This is a genomic window from Mesorhizobium sp. BR115XR7A, assembly GCF_020165315.1.
Lineage (GTDB): Bacteria > Pseudomonadota > Alphaproteobacteria > Rhizobiales > Rhizobiaceae > Mesorhizobium > Mesorhizobium australicum.
The window spans coordinates 76777-91646 of the sequence record NZ_JAIUHW010000016.1; the positions used below are offsets into that span (position 1 = coordinate 76777).

The following is a 14870-nucleotide window of genomic DNA, read 5'->3' on the forward strand; positions in this document are numbered from 1 at the left end:
CAGGCGGCATCGCGCGCAAGCATTCTGCGCAACGCTTCCATGAACCTTTCCGCGCCGGCCCGCGACTGATGTCCAGGTGCCGCATGGTGCGGCCCCGGAAAGGAAGCCCCCCATGACCAGCAACCCAGAGGCTCCATGGTCTCCGGGACCAACAGGAGCTCGGCGCGACCACCGCCTTCGGGACGGGGTCGATGCGCTGGGCTTCCCGCTGATTCCGTTGACCCTGCGCAGGAGCAGGCGTATCGTCACTATGAGGAAAGCAGACAATTCGATCAGGGAAGAACGAGCCGGACCACCGCGCCTTGCCCTGATTTGCGCGGCAAGTCCGGACGTCTCTCCCCTGGACTACGGGGGTAGTGTCATGTCTCGCATCCGCGGCGCGTTCGTGCCTTTTCTTGAGTTCGACAACCGCTTGCGCGGTGCATTGCAGGCCGCCGGCCTGCTGGCTTTGGCGCTTGCCGCCAGCCTGTGGCTGGGCGCCGCCGCCCAAGCGCAGGAAACCCAGATCATCTATCCAGGCTCGATGGCGGTCACCGGCTTTCCCGGCACCATCATCCCCAATGTCGACGAGGGGTTGCCGCCCGGCGTCGATCCGGTCGACGAGACCTTCATCGACATCTCGCGCGCCACCTTGCGCGTCTTCGACGTTTCACACCTGGGTGGTCCGGCCTCGGGCCAGCTCGTTTTCACGCCGCCGCCTTTCGAGGTGACAGCAGGCCAGATCGGCGAGGTGTTCGGCCTCACCTATGATGACGGCGTGCGCGACGGTGTGCCCTCTGGCGTTCCCAACCTCTATGCCGCCGCCACCTCGCTGCATGGCATTGAGATCGTCACGCCGGACGCAGACAAGGACGGCAGGCCGGAGCGGCAGCGCCGCGGCACGGCGGGCGCCACCTTCATGGAGGGCCAGTTCGGCACCGAAAACGGCGGCGGACCGGGCACCATCTGGAAGATCGACGGCATCACCGGCCAGGTCGCCAAATTCGCCGACATCGACACCAACAGCGGACCTGGCATCGGCAATATCACCTTCGATCCCGCCCACCGCCAGTTCTTTGCCTCCGATCTCGACACCGGCCTGATCCATCGCATCGACGCCGACGGCAGAGTGGTCGACACGTTCGACCATGGCGGCGCCGGCCGGCCGGCGCATGGGCTGGCCCCGGTCGCCGACGATGGCGCGGTGATGGACGTAGAGGGCGCGGCCTTCGATACCGAGGACCCCGACAGCTGGGGCTACACCCAGGACGAGCGCCGCGTCTGGGCCGTCTCCTATCATGGCGGCCGGCTCTATTATTCGGTTGGCGAAAAGTCGGAAATCTGGTCGGTGGGCATTGCCCGCGACGGCACCTTCGCCGGCGATCCCCGCTGGGAACTGACTGTGAAGGCCGACAAGGACTACGCCGTCACCGACATCGCTTTCGACAACAGCGGCTTCATGTATCTCGCCCAGCGCGGCCCGATCGAAAACCGCTATGATTACAGCCGCTTCGCCGATTCCGGCAAAGGCGAGGTCATCCGCTACTTCAGGGAAAATCCCGACGATTCCTCGACGGAATCGGTCTGGGTGGAAGCGCCGCAGGAATATGCGGTCGGCTTCCCGCAAGGCAACAGGCAGTCGGCCGGCGGCCTCGATCTGCAATATGGCTACGATGCCGACGGCAATCTCGACACCTCGGTCTGCACCCAGACCTTGGTCAACACAGGCGACAAATTGCGCGACAACCCCGAGTTCGCCGAAAGGCTCGCCGCGGGCGGGCCGCTTGCCGTGCACGGCGTGCAGATCACGTCCAAGGAGCTGGTCAAGCCGGCCAACGTGCCGCCCCTCGGCTCCTGGTTCGTCGATTTCGACGGCTATTTCGAGGATCCCGAAGTGGAAGGCCATGTCGGCGACGTCGCCGTCTGGCATCCCTGCGAGGGCCGGGCCGGCTATTATGAGGACATACCGGGCGGCTATGAGCCCCTCTTCTACCCGCCGGATTTCCTACCGCCGGGCAATCTGCCTCCCTGTCTCGATGTCGAGGACGTGCAGTATTACTGCACGCCGCGCGGTCTCGAGGCCGATCTCTATCTCCATGACCATGCCGGCTTCGGCGGCGATTCGATCAAGGCCCAATCCAGGACGCCAGGCGTCGCTGTGACCTCACCTATGTCGCATGCACCGGGCAAGCCTTACACGATCGACATCACCGGCCACTATCCGGGCGACAGAGTGGATGTTGGACTTTGCTTCTACAGGAAGTCCGACAAGGACAAGGGTGGCTACTACCCTTGCTGCAAGATGACCTTGCCGCTCCGGACCCCAGCCGTCAGCTGCGAACGTTGAGGAGGCAAAGATGAACAGTCTTGCCCCATCCCCGCTCGCGGCCAAATCCCCAAAAACCGTCATGGAGACGATCATGAAACCCCTGTCACTCGCCAGGCGCGGCGCGCGCTGGCTGATGGCGGCCGGGATCGCGGTCGCCCTTGCGCCCGCACTGCCGGCATCCGCCGCCCAGACCGTCCAGGCTGTCACCAGCCAGGATGTGCAGCCGCTGCAGCTCGACAATCCGCGCATCATCAACCCGGAACCCGGACGTGTCGTGCCGTTCTTCACCAAGACCGGTGGCCAGCGCAGTTGCGACTATGTCTTCTATACCTTGACCTTCGGACTGCGCGGCAATCCGCAAGGCTTTGCCAATCCTGCCCTCGAGGCGGCGCTGAAGAAAGCCAAGCTCGACTTCAGGGACCAGCTTCCGCACGGTCTTTCGATCGTCAATGTGACCGTCTCTGGCGACGGCACCGATGCATCGGGTGGGGCCTTGCCGGGCGCTGTCGTAAGCAATTCGGCCGGCCCCAACGACACGGCAACGGTTTCCGATTTGCGGATTTCCGCCAGCGATCTCGATGGCTCGGGCGCACTGAACGAACGCGTCATCACCTTCCGCATCACCGCCAAGATCGACCACGCCGCGTTTCCAGCGCCGGTCAACGTCGACAACCAGGGGACGATCAAGGTCACCGGCGGCATCGGCACGGGCACCATCATCCCGTCGCAGGATCCGGGCAAGCCGGACGACGGCAACATCGCGACCGGGGAAAAGACCTCGATCCGGATCGACCTCACCAAATGCGACAAGCAACCTCCGCCTCCAACCGACCATGAGTGTTTCAAGGTCGAACGCGGCACGGTCGACTGCGTGCCCGGCGGCGGCGCCTTCATCTACCACATGCCTGTCGGCCCCGAGATGGGCGGCAAATGGGTGCAGGTGTCGACGACCTCGCCAGGCATCAGCATCATCCCCGACACCCAGAAGGTGCCGGCGGGCGGCGGCGTGCTCAACTGGAAGATCGTCGGCGCGTCACCCGGCGACGTCATCCACCTCATCGTCACCGGTATCGAGACCTATGCCGGACCGAAGGAGGGCTGGGGCCTGTGCTGCACGCAAACCATCGACATCGTCATCCCGCGTGACCAGAGGTGCCCACCCAGGGATAAGGAACCGGACCTCAAGGTTGAAAAGCATGCCGACGTCACACGCTGCACGATGGGCGGCGGCTGCGACTTCACCATCCGCGTCACCAATGTCGGCACAGCGCCTTACAACGGCAAGATCGTGCTCGACGAGGTGACGCTGCCGGCCGGCTCGACCCTGAGTTCGGGGGCCAATCCGCCCTGGGTCTGCGCGCCGGGAACCACCCCGATGACGTGCACCTACCCGGTGACCACGCTCGCTCCGGGGGCCTTTGTCGACCTCAAGCTCGGCTTCAAGCCGGCCGGAGGCTGGCAAGGCAGCGTGCTGCGCAACTGCGCCACCTACAATTACGGTGCCAGCGGCAAGCCGCTGTTCGGCAGCCAGGCCAATGACCGGGGCTGCGCGTCGATCCCGATCTGCCGCCGCGGCGACCGCAATCCGGATTGCCAGCCGCCGGTCGAGAAGAAGGTCGACCTGGTCCTCAAGAAGCGTGCCCGCACCGAAGTCTGCACCGCCGATGGCGTCTGCACCTTCATCATCGACATCATCAACAACGGCACATCGACCTACAATGGGCCGCTGACGGTGATCGACGACTACCCCGGCGGCGCGCCGGCGTCCTCCACCTTCGGGCCGAGCCCGCCCTGGACATGCGGCCCTAACGGCCCCGGCCAGTTCCGGTGCGACCATGCCGGCATCTCGCTGCCCGCGGGCGCCTCGACACCGATCTTCGTCAAGGCGGTCATGCCGGCCGGCTACCGGTCCGACACGGTCGAGAACTGCGCCGAGGTGAAGGCCATCCCCGGTGAGGTCGATCTCACCAACAACAAGGCCTGCGCCAAGGAACGCATCCGCCGTCCCAACAGCGGCCAGCCGGCCTTGCGCATCACCAAGGTGTGCAACGGTTCGCTGGCCGGCGCGGCGCTGGTGTCCTGCCGCATCACCGTCGCCAATGTCGGCACGGCTGCCCCCACCGGTCCGGTGCGGGTCAACGATGCCGCCACGCTGGTGTCGGGCGGAGCGCCTGTCCAGATCCAGACCGTAACCCCTGACGGCGCGGAATGGGCATGCGGACCGGTTCCGGCCAATGCGTTGTCGTGCCAGATACCGGGCGCCGTCATGACGCCCGGAACCTCCAGGCACTTCGACGTGACGGTTTCGGCCAATGGCGAATTCGAGAACTGCGCGCGCGGCTCCTATGGGCCGGCGCAGGGCGACGACGTCGTCTATCCGATCGGCCAAGCCTGCGCCAGGGGCGGCGGCTCCTCGACCATCCGTGTCGAGAAGACCGGCGACCGCGAATGCAGGCTGGGCCAGCCCTGCTCGTTCGACATTACCATCACCAATGACGGAACGAGCCCCTTCTCGGGCCCGGTCCGCATCGGCGATGCGATCGGCGTCGATGGGCTTGGCCGGCTGGAAGGCGTCGCGATCACTTCGATCGAGCCGCCCTTCGGCTGTTCGCCGGAACCGACGACCTTGCCGGCCTCCTGCATCGCCAACCTGACGCTCGGCGCCGGCGAAAGCCGCTCGCACCGTGTGACCGTGGTCATCCCCGACGATGGGCGTCTTGCCAACCTGCAGGGCAACGTCAACGGCCGGAACTGCGTTGGCGTGCTCTCTCCCGACACACGGGTGCAGGGCGGCGGCGACGTGCTGTCCAACGACGCGACCAACGTGCAGGGCGATCGCGGCAGGGCCTATGCGTGCCATCCCTTCATCATCACGCATGAGGTGAAGAACCAGTGCTCGCCGGGCTTCGTCATGAACGATGCCGGCCGCTGCGTCTGCCCGGAAGGCACCACCTTCCGCAAGGGGCAATGCACCAACCTTCTGCCGCTGCCACCGCCGCCGCGCTGCGTGCTGCTCGAAGGCCAGATCCGTACCGAGGACGGACGTTGCGTCTGCCCGCGCGGCACGGAGCTGCAGAACGGAAAATGCGTCGGGACCGACAAGCCCGAGCAGTGCACCATCCGTGGTCAGGTCCACAATGCGGACGGGGACTGTGTCTGCCCGCAAGGCACCGAGGTGCGAGACCGGGCCTGCCGCCAGATCCGGCCAAAGCCGCAGCAGTGCCGCATTCCTGGCCAGGTCCGCAATGCCGATGGCGATTGCGTCTGCCCGCAAGGCACCGAGATGCGCAATGGCGCCTGCCGTCCGGTCCGGCCGAAGCCCGAGCAGTGCACCATCCGTGGCCAGGTCCATGACTCCGACGGCAATTGCGTTTGTCCGAGGGGTACCGAGGTGCAAGGCAATGCCTGCCGGCGCAAGCAGCCGCAGTTAGAGCAGTGCGACATACGCGGCCAGGTCCACAACAAGCGCGGCGAATGCGTCTGCCCGCGTGGGACCGAGGTGATCGACGGCGCATGCCGCAAGCCCAGGCAAGAGAGCGAATGCGCGCCGGGCTCGCAGATGGTCAACGGCCAGTGCCAGCCGATCTTCACGCGGCACTGTCCGGAAGGCATGGTCGGGCGGTATCCGAACTGCCGGCCGATGCGCGGGCAGCCATCGCTGGAAATCGATCCGGGGCAGTTGCTGCAATTGCTGCCGCGGCGCAGGCAGCCGATCGACCAGCAGCAGGACCCGGTGCCAAACAGGGTGCTGAAGCTCCAGCAGCAATAGGCACCCGCGCGACGCCAAACGAAAACCCGCTGGAGCAATCCGGCGGGTTTTTCTTCATGATCCAGGCAGCGAAGGTTCGCGGCGACAGGATCGGGAACGCCGCGACGTTACCCCCTGCCTGTGGAACCGCTGTACTGGCGCCCTCGACAAGTCCGCGGGAGCGCTTTAGGCAGTCGGTACGCAGCGATCGTATCAAAAGGGCGCCCGGAAAGGCCGCGAGATGAGCAAAAAAACCTTGATCGCACCGTCGGTGCTGGCATCGGATTTCTCGAAGCTCGGTGACGAGGTCGAGGCGGTGGCGGCGGCCGGTGCCGACTGGATACATCTCGACGTGATGGATGGGCATTTCGTGCCAAACATCACCTTCGGCCCGCCTGTCATCAAGGCGATCCGCAATCGCACCAAGGCCTTTTTCGACTGCCACCTGATGATCGCGCCAGCCGATCCCTACCTCGCCGCCTTTGCCGAAGCCGGCTGTGACGGCATGACGGTGCATGCCGAGGCCGGGCCGCATCTCGACCGCTCGTTGCAGACAATCAGGAACCTCGGCAAGAAGGCGGGCGTGTCGCTCAATCCGGCGACCCCGGAAACGGCGATCGAATATGTGCTCGACCGGCTCGACCTGATCCTGATCATGACCGTCAATCCGGGTTTCGGCGGGCAGGCCTTCATCCCGGCGATGGTCGACAAGGTGAGAAGGATCAAGGCGCTGATCGGTGACCGGCCGATCCGCATCGAGATCGACGGAGGCGTCTCGCCGGAAACCGCCCCCTTAGTCACTGCTGCCGGCGCCGACGTGCTGGTGGCCGGTGCTGCCATCTTCAGGGGTGGCAGTGTCGAGGCTTACCGCGCCAACATCGAAGCGATCAGGGCGGCGGCCGACAAGGCCGCCGGCTGACACAGCGCGTCATTCCGGCACCAATTGCTACGGATCGGCGTCGTTGGAGGGGCATGGTCTGCCGCGCGTCCGAATCAGGTTGCGCGACGATCTGATTCGGGCAGTCGCCCGCTGTCTTTGCGCGCGACAGAAAAGATGCTCGCATGGGAGCACAAGAAACAGATGATCCTGCGTGCATACAAAACACGTTAAACTTCTGCTGGTTGTAGAAATAATTCGAATTCTCGCGATCGGCCCCGCGGATTGGGTATATTCCATTATCCTAAAGTACAATAGCGCGATCTTCTGCTTGAGTGCCGGAAGCGTCACGCTATATGGTACGCGTACGGAGAGAGAATTTCGGACTCGAATTGCCCAAGACGACAGTAAGGGGACAAGGAGTCGCTTTTGACATACGGAGCTGCCAATCTGAACGACGACGGCACAGGAGCCAAGAGCACGCTTGCCAGCACGGTCTATCACCAATTGCGTGATGATCTTCTCAGCGGCGCTCTTGAAACCGAAAGCAAGTTGCGCGTCGAGTGGGTCGTTTCCAAGTATGGCGCCGGTGCCTCTCCGGTTCGTGAAGCCCTCAATCGCCTTGCCTCCGAAGGTCTCCTTGGCCGCCATGACCAGCGTGGCTTTTTCATCATGCCGGTCAGCGCGACGGAACTCGAGGAACTGACGCGCACGCGCTGCTGGCTCGAGGAGCGGGCGCTGCGCGAATCCATTGCCCACCGCACCGCCGAATGGGAAGAACAATTGGTGCTGGCGCTGCATCGCCTGGGGCGGGCCTCACGGCTTTCGCCGCAAAGTAGCTCGTCGCTCAATCCGGAGTGGGAGAAAGTGCATCGCACTTTCCATCGGGTGCTGATCTCGGCGTGCCGGTCGCACTGGCTGGTTGGTTTCTGCGACCAGCTTTCCGATCACGCCTACCGCTACAGGCAAATGGCCAATGACGGGGAGAGCATCCAGCGCGACGATTTCGCCGAACACCGGCTGATTGCTGAAAATGCGCTGGACGGCAATGCGGATGGTGCCGTCCAGGCCCTGATCGATCACTACCAGCTGACCGCCGCCATGTGCATGGAACGCTTCAGGCAAGGCGAGGCACCCGCCGGTCCGGGTAAGCGCGCCCAGCGTTGACGGCTGTTTGGTCGGCGCCCTCTGCCGTCCCATCCCTCGGACCTTTTCGGTGGACGCCGGGCAGCCGGCTGCGGCCTTGACGGCAGGGCTGGGAAACGCGAACTCTTCGTCGCGTGCCGCCCGAGATCGCGGCCGGCGTCACCTGGGAAGATTTCATGAGCAATCATCTGTTCGATGCGTTCCGGTCCCGGATGCCGGCGCCTGGGCGTCTGTTGATGGAAACCGATGATGGACGCTCGCTCACCTATGGCGACATGCTGGCACGGTCGGCGCAGCTTGCGCATGCGCTCCTGCAAATGGATGTCGCGCCCGGCGACCGGGTTGCCGTGCAGGTCGAGAAGAGCCCGGAGATGGTTTTGCTTTATCTCGCCTGCTTGCGCGCCGGCGCCGTCTTCCTGCCGCTCAACACCGCCTATACGCTGGCCGAGCTCGGCTATTTCTTTGGGGATGCCGCACCTCGGGTGATCGTCTGCGATCCGGCACGGTCGGCGGACATCCGTGGGATGGTCGAGCCGTCCGGTGCCGTCGTGGTCACACTGGACCGCGGTGGCCAGGGATCCCTCGCGGACCAGGCATCGCGTCAGTCTTCCGAGTTCCACGATGTGGAGCGCGGCGCGGACGACCTTGCGGCGATCCTCTACACGTCGGGAACGACCGGCCGTTCGAAAGGCGCCATGCTCAGCCACGAGAATCTCGCCTCGAACGCACGGGTGCTGGTCGAGCAATGGCGTTTCACCAGGGATGACGTGCTGATCCACGCACTGCCGATTTTCCACACGCACGGCCTGTTCGTCGCCACAAACGTCACCCTGATGGCCGGCGCCTCGATGCTATTCGAGCAGAAATTCGACGCGGGCCGCATCGTCCCGCTGCTGCCGCGCGCCACCGCGCTGATGGGCGTGCCGACCTTCTACACCAGGCTGCTGCAGCAGGACGGGCTGGATCGCGAGGCGGCGAAAAACATCCGGCTGTTCGTGTCTGGTTCGGCGCCGCTGCTGGCCGAAACGCACAAGGCATGGCGCGAGCGCACCGGCCACGCCATCCTCGAGCGCTATGGCATGACCGAGACCAACATGAACACCTCCAACCCCTATGAGGGCGAGCGGCGTGCTGGCACGGTTGGCTTCCCCTTGCCCGGCGTGTCGCTGCGCATCGCCGATCCCGATTCCGGCAAGCCGCTCGCCCAGGGCGAGGTCGGCATGATCGAGGTCAAGGGTCCGAACGTGTTCGGCGGCTACTGGCGCATGCCGGAAAAGACCAAGGCGGAATTCCGCGCCGACGGCTTCTTCATCACCGGCGACCTCGGCATGATCGACGCCGACGGCTACGTCCACATTGTCGGTCGCGGCAAGGACCTGATCATCTCAGGCGGCTACAACGTCTATCCGAAGGAGCTCGAAAGCGAGATCGACGCGCTCGACGGCGTCCTGGAAAGCGCCGTCATCGGCCTTGCCCATCCGGACTTCGGCGAAGGCGTCACCGCGGTCGTCGTGCGCTCGCCCGCGTCGCGGATCAGCGCGGCCGAGATTCTCGACGCCGTCACCGGCCGCATGGCGAAGTACAAGCATCCCAAACGGGTGATCTTCGTCGACGACCTGCCGCGCAACACGATGGGCAAGGTACAGAAGAACCTTTTGCGCGACAGCTACAAGGATCTCTACGTCTCAAATAAAGCCGGCTAAGCAGATGTCGCGCTCCGGCGCGCGCGAACGCTGGCTCAGGTCGGGTACAACAGTTCGGCGACATGGTCGGCGATGGCCAGGCTCGCCGTCAGGCCGGGGCTCTCGATGCCGAACAGATTGACGATCCGGCCCACGCCGTGATCGGCCGGTCCCTGAATCACGAAGTCCGCCGCAGGCTGTCCGGGGCCCGAGAGCTTCGGCCGGATGCCGGCATAGGCCGGCTGCAGCGCGCCATTGGCCAGGTCCGGCCAATAGCGGCGGATCGCCTCGTAGAAGACGGCGCTTCGGCCGGGGTCGACGGTGTAATCCACGCTGTCGATCCATTCGACATCGGGGCCAAAGCGCGCATTGCCGGCGAGGTCGAGCGTCAGGTGGACGCCGAGGCCCCCTTCGACCGGAACCGGATAGATCAGCCGCGAAAACGGCGACCGCCCGGGAAGCGCGAAATAATTGCCACGCGCCAGCCACTGCCGGGGGATGAGATCCCTTGGGAAACCCTCGATCCGACTGGCCACGGCCTGCGCATCCAGGCCGGCTGCATTGACGAAAGCGCCGGCCTCCACGGCAAAGGTCTCGCCATTGGCGTCGCGCGTGTCGATCCGAATCCCATAGGCTTCGATCGCCGCCCCGGCAACGCCGGTGAGGAAAGCGAAGGACGCGCCTGCGGCTTCAGCGTCACCGCGCAGCGAAAGCATCAGCGCGTGGCTGTCGACAATGCCCGTCGATGGCGACAGCAGCGCGCCGGCGCATCTCAGCGCCGGCTCCAGGCTTTCGGCCTCGGCGCGTGTCAAAAGCGCGAGATCGTCGACCCCGCAGCGTTTCGCATTGGCCTCGATCGCCCGCAGCCCGTCCGTCTGGCCGGGTTCGCTGGCGACGATCAGCTTGCCGGCGCGGCGATGGCCGACAGTGTGTTCGGCGCAGTATGCATAGAGCTGCCGGCGCCCTTCGACGCACAGCCGGGCCTTCAGGCTGCCGGGCGCATAATAGAGCCCGGCATGGATGACTTCGGAATTGCGCGAGCTGGTGACGGTGCCGATCGCGTCGACCTTTTCGATCACCACCACCTCGCGGCTCGACAAGGCAAGTGCCCTGGCGACGGCAAGCCCGACGACGCCTGCTCCGGCGACGACACAATCGATTGTCTGCATGGCCTCGCTCTCAGCGCGGAGCGGCAGCCTCGAACACCTTGTCGCCGCCGATCCAGACGCTTCCTATGTCAAGATTGTCCGACAGCGCAACGATGTCGGCCGCCGTGCCATTGGCGAAGCGGCCAAGCCGGTGCGACTGGCCGATCGCCTGGGCCGGGTAGAGCGAGGCCATGCGCAAGACTTCGGACAGCTCGAGCCCGACAGTGCGGTGCATGAACCGGATGGCCGAGATCATGTCGAGGTCGGCACCGGCCAGGGTCCCGTCGGCAAGCCTGAGGCTGCCATCCCTGCGGTAGATGGTGCGGCCGTTGAGCGTGAACGAACTCATCTCGGTGCCGATCGTCGCCATCGCGTCGGTGACCAGCACGATCCTGCCCGGTCCCTGTTTGGCGTCGAGCGCGATCCTGATCGTGGCGGGGTGGACATGGATGCCGTCGGCGATCAGCCCCGCCGACAAGGCGCCGATGTCGATCGCGGCGCCCGCCAGCCCGGGCTCGCGGTTGCCGATCTGGCTCATCGCGTTGAACAGGTGCGTGACGACGCTGGCGCCGGCCTCGGCGAAGGCTTTAGCCGTGGCATGGCCCGTGTCGGAATGGCCGAGGCTGACGATGATCCCGGCCTTGGCCAAGGCCTTGACGCGGGCAGGATCGACGGATTCCGGCGCGATCGTGGTGAGCAGCACCGGCAGCTTCTGGCGCGCCGCGATCAGCATGGCTTGGTCGGCGTCCGTCATCGGCCGGATCAGCGCCGGATCATGCGCACCCTTGCGGGCAATCGACAGATGCGGACCTTCCAGATGCAGGCCGAGGAAACCCGGCACTTTTTGCAGCGCTGCCGCTTCGCCGGCGGCAATCGCGGCGGCCGTGATTGCGGGCGTGTCGGTGATCAGCGTCGGCAGCAGCGCCGTCGTGCCGAATGGCGCATGCGCGCGGCAGATGGTTTCGATCGAGGCGACATCGGGATGATCGTTGAGCATCACACCGCCGCCGCCATTGACCTGGATGTCGACGAAGCCCGGTACCAGCATGCCGCCGCCGGTGTCGACGGCACGGATATCCCCGGGCAGCGCGCCTTGCGGCAGCATGGCCTCGACGAGGCCGTCGCGCACGACAAGGGCCGCGCCTTCGTGCCAGTCGTCGCCGTCGAAGATGCGGGCGCCGGTCAGGGCAAAACGGTCGCTCATACGGTCTCCGTCACCTTGCGAAGGTTGCGCGGCGCGTCCGGATCGAGGCCGCGATGGCGGGCAAAGGCCTCGACGAACATGTAGAAGGAGACGATCAGCGTCAGCGGATCGGTCAGCGGGTGACCGGTGGCGACGTGCGGCAGGCGCGTGGCGCGGTTGGCGAGCGCCGAGGTGACGAAAACCGGCGCGCCCTTGGCCGCCAGGCTGTCGGCGGCGTCGGCGACCGAGGGCTCGGACGCGTCGCGAGCGGCCAGCGCCAGCACCGGAAAGTCGGGGCCGATCAGCGCCAGCGGGCCATGCATGACTTCGGCCGCGCTATAGGCCTCGGCATGCATGCCGCAGGTCTCCTTGAACTTCAGCGCCGCCTCGTTTGCCATCGCCGCCGACGGACCGCGGCCGAGAATGAACAGGGACTTCTGCTTCTCGATCGTCTCGGCCAGCACGCTCATCCAGTCGCAGGCGATCGCCTTGCCGAAATGCTCGGGCAGGCGGGCCAGGGCCGCGAGAAGCGCGTCGTCCCGGGTCGAATGCGCCATGAGGGCAAGACCGGCAACGGCGGAATTGATGAAGGTCTTGGTTGCCGCGACGCTGCGCTCCGGCCCGGCGAGTATGTCTATCGCATAGTCCGAGGCGCGCGCGAGCGGCGAATCGGCGGTGTTGGTGACGGCAATGGTCAGCGCGCCGCCGGCCCGTGCGGTTTCGGCCATCGCGACGATGTCGGGGCTCTTGCCCGACTGCGAGATCGCCAGGCAGGCCGAGCCGTCAAGCCGGAGCTTGCGGCCATAGATCGAGGCGATCGACGGTCCGACCGAGGCGACGGCAAGGCCCGCGGTCAATTCGACGGCATATTTCATGAAGGTGGCGGCATGATCGGACGAGCCTCGCGCCACGGTGACGACGAAATGCGGGTCGCGCTCCTTGATGCCGTGCCCTGCTTCGGCCAGCACGGCACCGGAGCCGTCGAGCAGGCGGGCGACGGCCTGCGGGATCTCCTCGATCTCGCGCTGCATATGCGTGGTGTTGGCAATCATGATCGGCCCTCTTCGCTCGGCCCTGTCAGCCGCAGTTCGGCGACGAAATCATAGGCGTCGCCCCGGTAGATGGAGCGGGTGAACTCGATCACCTTGCCGCTCGCCAGGTAGGAAATACGCTCGATATGCAGGCCGGCAATGCCCGGCGGCACTTCGAGCAGGCGCGCATCGCCCTCGCCGAGATTGGCGGCGGAGATGCGCTGCACCGCGCGCACCGGCCTGTTGCCGGTCAATTCCAGCGCCGCGTAGAGTGAGGAGCCAATTCCAGCCGGGTCCGGCAGCACGCTGGCCGACAATGAAGCGCGTTCGATCGCCAGCGGCGTGTCGTTGGCGATGCGCAGGCGCGCTACGCGCGCCACCAGTTCGCTCGACGACAGGCCAAGCACCATCATCTCGTCGGGCGAGGGCGCGTAGAGGCCGCGGTCGAGCCAGGCCGAGCGCACCGCCATGCCGCGCCGCGCCATGTCTTCGGTGAAGGAGGTCAGCCGCGACAGCGACTGCTCGACGCGCTCCATGCGCGGCGCCACGAAGGTGCCCGAGCCATGGCGCTGCACCAATATGCCGCCCTTGACCAGGTCTTGCACCGCCTTGCGCACGGTGACGCGCGAAATGTCGGCCTTGGTGGCGATGTCGCGCTCGGAAGGCAGCGCGTCGCCCGGGCCGATCAGGCCGCGATTGACGGCGTCCTCGATGCTTTTCCTGAGCTGCAGGTAAAGCGGCGCGCCGCTTTGCGAGGATTGTTTGAGCGTGGCGAAGATCTGGTCGGCGGCATCGCTCATCGCGCAGCCTCCGCGCGCCCAGCGAAAAGGCGTGCCGCCATCTGCACGGCACCGCCTAGCGCATCGTCGAGCGGTTCCTTCAGCAGGGCGCGGTAGCGCGCCGACAGGCGCGGCGCATAGAGCGGCGCCAGCCCGCCGAGCAGGCAGAGCGGTGCTCCGGCGGCGAGGTCGAGCGCGCCAAGCGAGGCCTCGACATCGGCGACCGCCTTGTCGAGGATCCAGTTGGCGACAATGTCGCCTTTTTGCGCGTGCTCGAACACTTTCGGCGCGAAGCCGCCAAAATCGCCGGGCTTGGCGTTGGTGGTGAACTCGACGACGTCCTCGGGATTGTTGCGGAAAACGGCCATCATGCTGTCGGTCAGCGGCGAGGCCTGGCGCACGCCATCGTGCGCGAGCAGGGTCTGCTCCAGCAGGTCGCGGCCGATGCGGGCGCCGCTGCCCTGGTCGCCGACCTGGAATCCCCAGCCGCCGATGGCGCGCGATTTGCCATCCCTGCGCGCCATATAGGCGGTGCCGGTGCCCAGGATCGCCATCGCGCCGTCACCGGAACCGACCGCGCCTTCGAGCGCGATCTCCGCATCGGTCTCCACGCGGCTGGTGCTGAACGGCAGGATCGCCTCGAGCTGCTGCCGGTAAGTGCCGACATTGGCGCCGGCAAGGCCGAGGATGGCGGGTGTTTGCGGGATCAGGTCCGGATCTTGCCCGGCGGCGATGAAAGCCTGCCGCGCCGCATCGACGATGTTCGAGCGGGCGCCGGTGAGATCGGTGCGGATGTTGGCGGCGCCGCTTTTGGCGCGGCCGACAACAGCGCCGTCCGCCGTTGCCAGTGCGGCCCTGCAGCTGGTGCCGCCGCCATCGATACCGAGCACGAATTTCACGCGATTTCTCCTCCGGCAGGATAATACCAATAAAATACCAATAGCCAAGAGTTAATTTCCGTTTCAAAA

At 65.8% G+C, this 14870-nt stretch carries 10 protein-coding genes; 5 read left to right on the top strand and 5 right to left on the bottom strand.

Annotated features, from left to right (window positions below):
* Positions 1-112: 112 nt before the first annotated feature.
* The 5 genes from LB557_RS27620 (at position 113) to LB557_RS27640 (ending at position 9782) form a co-directional block, all read left to right on the top strand.
* Positions 113-2326, top strand: a complete 2214-nt coding sequence (locus tag LB557_RS27620; protein WP_224642040.1) for a hypothetical protein — start codon at positions 113-115, stop codon at positions 2324-2326.
* 10 nt (positions 2327-2336) lie between these two features.
* The gene (locus LB557_RS27625; protein WP_224642042.1) at positions 2337-6077 is read left to right on the top strand and encodes a DUF11 domain-containing protein; all 3741 of its coding nucleotides are present in this window, start codon (positions 2337-2339) and stop codon (positions 6075-6077) included.
* A 220-nt stretch (positions 6078-6297) separates the two neighbouring features.
* Positions 6298-6975, top strand: a complete 678-nt coding sequence (gene rpe, locus LB557_RS27630; protein ID WP_015314661.1) for a ribulose-phosphate 3-epimerase — start codon at positions 6298-6300, stop codon at positions 6973-6975.
* A gap of 387 nt (positions 6976-7362) precedes the next feature.
* A complete protein-coding gene (locus tag LB557_RS27635; protein WP_015314660.1) occupies positions 7363-8100 on the top strand; it encodes a GntR family transcriptional regulator in 738 nt (245 codons plus the stop codon).
* Positions 8101-8255: 155 nt separating this feature from the next.
* The gene (locus LB557_RS27640; RefSeq protein WP_224642044.1) at positions 8256-9782 is read left to right on the top strand and encodes a malonate--CoA ligase; all 1527 of its coding nucleotides are present in this window, start codon (positions 8256-8258) and stop codon (positions 9780-9782) included.
* A 35-nt stretch (positions 9783-9817) separates the two neighbouring features.
* Here the strand turns inward: LB557_RS27640 and LB557_RS27645 are convergent, their stop codons facing one another.
* From LB557_RS27645 to LB557_RS27665, 5 genes are read right to left on the bottom strand one after another with little or no spacing between them, the layout of a single operon-like run.
* Positions 9818-10930 (bottom strand): NAD(P)/FAD-dependent oxidoreductase, encoded by a 1113-nt coding sequence (locus LB557_RS27645; protein ID WP_224642046.1) that lies wholly within the window; start codon positions 10928-10930, stop codon positions 9818-9820.
* A 10-nt stretch (positions 10931-10940) separates the two neighbouring features.
* Positions 10941-12113 (bottom strand): N-acetylglucosamine-6-phosphate deacetylase, encoded by a 1173-nt coding sequence (nagA, locus tag LB557_RS27650; protein WP_015314657.1) that lies wholly within the window; start codon positions 12111-12113, stop codon positions 10941-10943.
* A complete protein-coding gene (locus LB557_RS27655; RefSeq protein ID WP_224642048.1) occupies positions 12110-13144 on the bottom strand; it encodes an SIS domain-containing protein in 1035 nt (344 codons plus the stop codon). Before LB557_RS27655 ends, nagA begins: the two co-directional genes overlap by 4 nt.
* Positions 13141-13923, bottom strand: a complete 783-nt coding sequence (locus LB557_RS27660; RefSeq protein WP_140619779.1) for a GntR family transcriptional regulator — start codon at positions 13921-13923, stop codon at positions 13141-13143. Before LB557_RS27660 ends, LB557_RS27655 begins: the two co-directional genes overlap by 4 nt.
* The gene (locus tag LB557_RS27665) at positions 13920-14801 is read right to left on the bottom strand and encodes an N-acetylglucosamine kinase (protein ID WP_140711933.1); all 882 of its coding nucleotides are present in this window, start codon (positions 14799-14801) and stop codon (positions 13920-13922) included. Before LB557_RS27665 ends, LB557_RS27660 begins: the two co-directional genes overlap by 4 nt.
* Between the last annotated feature and the right edge of the window lie 69 nt (positions 14802-14870).